This window comes from Mesorhizobium sp. M7A.F.Ca.US.006.04.2.1 (assembly GCF_004022915.1).
GTDB classification, from domain to species: domain Bacteria; phylum Pseudomonadota; class Alphaproteobacteria; order Rhizobiales; family Rhizobiaceae; genus Mesorhizobium; species Mesorhizobium ciceri.
Map to the genome: position 1 here is coordinate 1 of NZ_RZQA01000574.1, position 4,209 is coordinate 4,209.

8 protein-coding genes and 1 pseudogene are annotated in these 4,209 nt (G+C 61.4%); all 9 read left to right on the forward strand.

The genetic code is table 11. The features are described from left to right. The coding region (gene rplE / locus EN925_RS25505; RefSeq protein WP_128337021.1) for a 50S ribosomal protein L5 at positions 1–451 on the forward strand (451 nt) is incomplete at its 5' end. A 27-nt stretch (positions 452–478) separates the two neighbouring features. After that, a complete protein-coding gene (rpsN, locus tag EN925_RS25510) occupies positions 479–784 on the forward strand; it encodes a 30S ribosomal protein S14 (protein WP_013895695.1) in 306 nt (101 codons plus the stop codon). Between the two features lie 12 nt (positions 785–796). After that, a complete protein-coding gene (rpsH, locus tag EN925_RS25515) occupies positions 797–1,195 on the forward strand; it encodes a 30S ribosomal protein S8 (protein ID WP_013531431.1) in 399 nt (132 codons plus the stop codon). Positions 1,196–1,284: 89 nt separating this feature from the next. Further along, a complete protein-coding gene (gene rplF, locus EN925_RS25520) occupies positions 1,285–1,818 on the forward strand; it encodes a 50S ribosomal protein L6 (RefSeq protein WP_013531432.1) in 534 nt (177 codons plus the stop codon). Between the two features lie 138 nt (positions 1,819–1,956). After that, positions 1,957–2,316 carry a 50S ribosomal protein L18 gene (gene rplR, locus EN925_RS25525; RefSeq protein ID WP_013531433.1) on the forward strand — a complete coding sequence of 120 codons (360 nt, stop codon included), beginning with the start codon at positions 1,957–1,959 and terminating at the stop codon, positions 2,314–2,316. Between the two features lie 148 nt (positions 2,317–2,464). Then, positions 2,465–3,028 (forward strand): 30S ribosomal protein S5, encoded by a 564-nt coding sequence (gene rpsE, locus EN925_RS25530; RefSeq protein ID WP_006333394.1) that lies wholly within the window; start codon positions 2,465–2,467, stop codon positions 3,026–3,028. Between the two features lie 24 nt (positions 3,029–3,052). Continuing rightward, positions 3,053–3,250 (forward strand): 50S ribosomal protein L30, encoded by a 198-nt coding sequence (gene rpmD, locus EN925_RS25535; RefSeq protein ID WP_006205449.1) that lies wholly within the window; start codon positions 3,053–3,055, stop codon positions 3,248–3,250. A 22-nt stretch (positions 3,251–3,272) separates the two neighbouring features. Next, on the forward strand, positions 3,273–3,749 hold the full coding sequence (gene rplO, locus EN925_RS25540) for a 50S ribosomal protein L15 (RefSeq protein ID WP_013531434.1): 477 nt from the start codon (positions 3,273–3,275) through the stop codon (positions 3,747–3,749). Between the two features lie 192 nt (positions 3,750–3,941). Beyond that, positions 3,942–4,209: pseudogene (locus tag EN925_RS25545) on the forward strand (preprotein translocase subunit SecY); the annotation flags it as partial.

The window sequence follows — 4,209 nt, forward strand, 5'->3', positions numbered from 1 at the left end:
CATCGACAAGATCGTGCTGAACATGGGCGTTGGCGAAGCGACCGCCGATTCGAAGAAGCCTTCGATCGCGGCCGAAGACCTGGCGATGATTGCCGGCCAGAAGGCCGTCGTCACCCGCGCCCGCAACTCGATCGCCGGCTTCAAGGTCCGCGAGAAGATGCCGATCGGCGCCAAGGTCACGCTGCGCAAGGAACGCATGTATGAGTTCCTCGACCGTCTCGTGAACATCGCACTGCCGCGCGTCCGCGACTTTCGCGGACTGAATCCGAAGAGCTTCGATGGCCGTGGCAACTACGCCATGGGCATCAAGGAACACATCGTGTTCCCGGAGATCAACTACGACAAGGTTGATCAGATCTGGGGCATGGACGTCATCGTTTGTACGACTGCGAAGACGGACGACGAAGCCAGGGCATTGCTCAAGGCCTTCAACTTCCCCTTCCGCCAGTAACGGCAGCGAGAAAAGGAAAAATCTGAAATGGCAAAGACCAGCTCAGTCGAGAAGAACAACAGGCGCCGCAAGCTTGCCGACCAGTACGGTCCCAAGCGGGCTGCGCTCAAGGCGATCATCATGGATCAGTCCAAGCCGATGGAAGAGCGTTTCCGCGCTCAGCTCAAGCTTGCCGCCATGCCGCGCAACTCGGCCAAGATCCGCATCCGCAACCGCTGCGAAGTCACCGGCCGTCCGCGCGCCTACTATCGCAAGCTCAAAGTATCGCGCATCGCGCTTCGTGATCTCGGCAATAACGGCCAGATCCCGGGCCTGGTCAAGTCGAGCTGGTAAGGAGGACATAACATGTCATTGAGCGATCCTCTCGGCGATATGCTGACCCGCATCCGCAACGCGTATGGCCGCAAGAAGTCGAGCGTTTCGACGCCGGCTTCGCGTCTGCGCACCCGCGTCCTCGACGTGCTGAAGGCTGAAGGCTATATCCGCGATTACAGCCAGACCGACTTCGACAACGGCAAGTCCGAAATCGAGATCGAGCTGAAGTATTTCGACGGCGCGCCGGTCGTGCGCGAAATAGCCCGCGTTTCGAAGCCAGGCCGCCGCGTCTATGTTTCGGCCAAGTCGATTCCGCAGGTCGCAAACGGCCTCGGCATCGCCATCCTTTCGACACCGAAGGGCGTGATGGCCGACCATGAAGCACGTGAACAGAACGTCGGCGGTGAGATCCTCTGCCAGATCTTCTGATCTGGCAGTTGACCGCAAAGTGGAATCCGGTCTTCGGATCGTTCCCGAAGACAGAGACCTGAAACAAGAGAAGTGACGAGGACAACAAAATGTCTCGTATTGGAAAGAAACCCGTTTCGCTGCCGCAGGGCGTGACCGCGACCGTCAACGGCCAGACCGTGACGGCGAAGGGCCCCAAGGGTGAGCTGAAGTTCGTGGTGAACGACGAAGTGCTGGTCAAGATGGAAGGCAGCGAGATCGCTGTCCAGCCGCGCGACCAGACCAAGACCGCCCGCTCCAAGTGGGGCATGTCGCGCACGCAGATCGTCAACATCCTGCAGGGTGTCAAGGACGGTTTCGAGAAGAAGCTCGAGATCACCGGCGTCGGCTATCGCGCGGCACTTCAGGGCAAGAACCTGCAGCTGGCGCTTGGCTTCAGCCATGACGTCGTCTATGAGACGCCGCAGGGCATCACCATCACCGTGCCGAAGCCGACTGAAATCACCGTGGCCGGCATCGACAAGCAGCAGGTCGGCCAGGTTGCGGCCGAGATCCGCGAGTATCGTGGTCCCGAGCCTTACAAGGGCAAGGGCGTCCGCTACGCCGGCGAGAAGATCGTCCGCAAGGAAGGCAAGAAGAAGTAGTAGGCCTGGCCTCGAGAAGTTGAAGACTTTTCGGAAAGGGCCAAGCCAAGAGTGTAACGCCGCGGGGAGCGGTCGCGGGAGGCGCTTTCGCCTACCGCATATGGCGGCCCCCGTTTTTTGAAGGCAAGGAAGACCATCATGGGTACCAAGGAATCCACGCAGCGCCGCGCGCAGCGCGTCCGTCGTCAGATCAAGAAGGTCGCCGGCGAGCGTCCGCGTCTGTCGGTCCACCGCACGTCGAAGAACATCTATGTGCAGGTCATCGACGACGCCAAGGGCCACACCATCGCCGCCGCTTCGACGCTCGAGAAGGACTTCAAGGGTTCGCTCAAGACCGGCGCCGACACCGCTGCCGCCACCGCGATCGGCAAGCTGATCGCCGAGCGCGCCACCAAGGCCGGCGTCAAGGAAGTCGTCTTCGACCGCGGCGCTTACATCTATCACGGCCGCGTCAAGGCGCTCGCCGAGGCTGCCCGCGAAGGTGGCTTGAGCTTCTAAGCATGATCCCGAAAAGTTGCAGACTTTTCGGATAAAGATTATGCGAAGGAAATGATTTCGCCCCCGGTGACCGTTTCCCGATTTAATCGGGGCGAGGCACCGGATCTTATCAGCAACCGTGCTTCCGGAAAAAAACAAGGAACAGGATATGGCACAGGAACGTAGGGATGGCGGCCGCGGCCGCGATCGTGAAGAACGCGATGACGGCATGGTGGACAAGCTCGTCCACATCAACCGCGTCGCCAAGGTCGTCAAGGGCGGCCGTCGCTTCGGTTTTGCAGCACTCGTCGTCGTCGGCGACCAGAAGGGCCGCGTCGGCTTTGGTCACGGCAAGGCGCGCGAAGTGCCGGAAGCTATCCGCAAGGCAACTGAATCGGCCAAGCGCGACATGATTTTCGTGCCGCTGCGCTCGGGCCGTACGCTGCATCACGACGTCGAAGGACGCTGGGGTGCTGGACGCGTGCTGCTGCGCGCCGCCAAGCAAGGTACCGGCATCATCGCCGGTGGCCCGATGCGCGCTGTCTTCGAGACGCTCGGCATGCATGACGTGGTCGCCAAGTCGATGGGTTCGTCGAACCCCTACAACATGGTTCGCGCCACCTTCGACGCGCTGAAGAGCCAGATGCATCCCAAGGATGTGGCTGCTGCTCGCGGCATCAAGTATTCGACCCTTCAGGCCCGCCGCGGCACCGCCGTTGCGGCTGAAGAATAGTCGATCTGACCAGGGATTTTGACCATGGCCAAGAAAGCAACCAAGACCATCACCGTTGAGCAGATCGGTTCGCCGATCCGCCGTCCGAAGGAACAGCGCGCGACGCTGGTCGGCCTCGGCCTCAACAAGATGCACAAGCAGCGCACGCTGGAAGATACGCCCTCCGTGCGCGGCATGATCGCTGCCGTCCAGCATCTCGTCCGCGTCGTGGACGAGGGCTGAGCCAGAGCGCAGGAGAAGTCAGATGAAACTCAACGATCTGCGTGACAAGGACGGCGCGACGCACTCCAAGAAGCGTCTCGGCCGTGGTATCGGCTCCGGCTCCGGCAAGACCGGCGGTCGCGGCGTCAAGGGCCAGAAGGCGCGCTCCGGCGTCGCCATCAACGGCTTCGAGGGTGGCCAGATGCCGCTCTACCGGCGCCTGCCGAAGCGTGGCTTCAACAACATCTTCGCCAAGAGCTTCACCGTCGTGTCGCTGGCCCGCATCCAGGTGGCCATCGACGCCAAGAAGCTCGACGCCAAGGCAACCGTGACGGCTGAATCGCTGGTTGCCGCCGGCGTCATCCGCCGCGTCAAGGACGGCGTGCGCATCCTCTCGGATGGCGAGATCAAGGCGAAGCTCGCCTTTGACGTCGCCGGCGCCTCCAAGGCCGCGATCGAGAAGATCGAAAAGGCCGGCGGTTCGGTCAAGCTGCCGCAGGAAAAGGCAGCTGCCGAGTAACGGCAATTTGAAGCGCGATCGGCAGGAGTGGAATCCGTTTTTGCTCACGATTTCGCTTTGATCTGCTCAACGAGGCGGCCGCGTCAACGCGGCCGCTTGCATGTTTAGAGCCCGGAGCTTATCTCGTGAGCTTCGGTGAAACGCGCCGCCTGACCTCAGGGCCATCAAGCGTTACCAAGCGGAGAATCAGGCATGGCTTCGGCTGCTGAACAATTAGCCTCGGATCTGAATTTCTCGGCCTTCGCCAAGGCGGAGGATTTGAAGAAGCGCATCTGGTTCACGATCGGCGCGCTGCTGGTTTATCGCCTCGGCACCTACATCCCGCTTCCCGGTATCAATCCCGACGCCTTCGCCCAGGCCTTCTCTTCGCAGAGCAAGGGCGTGCTCGGCATGTTCAACATGTTCGCCGGCGGCGCCGTGCAGCGCATGGCGATCTTTGCGCTCGGCATCATGCCTTACA

Coding starts and splice junctions, on each gene's coding strand:
- rpsN (WP_013895695.1), top strand. CDS start 479: ATGGCAAAGACCAGCTCAGTCGAGAAGAACAACAGGCGCCGCAAGCTT.
- rpsH (WP_013531431.1), top strand. CDS start 797: ATGTCATTGAGCGATCCTCTCGGCGATATGCTGACCCGCATCCGCAAC.
- rplF (WP_013531432.1), top strand. CDS start 1,285: ATGTCTCGTATTGGAAAGAAACCCGTTTCGCTGCCGCAGGGCGTGACC.
- rplR (WP_013531433.1), top strand. CDS start 1,957: ATGGGTACCAAGGAATCCACGCAGCGCCGCGCGCAGCGCGTCCGTCGT.
- rpsE (WP_006333394.1), top strand. CDS start 2,465: ATGGCACAGGAACGTAGGGATGGCGGCCGCGGCCGCGATCGTGAAGAA.
- rpmD (WP_006205449.1), top strand. CDS start 3,053: ATGGCCAAGAAAGCAACCAAGACCATCACCGTTGAGCAGATCGGTTCG.
- rplO (WP_013531434.1), top strand. CDS start 3,273: ATGAAACTCAACGATCTGCGTGACAAGGACGGCGCGACGCACTCCAAG.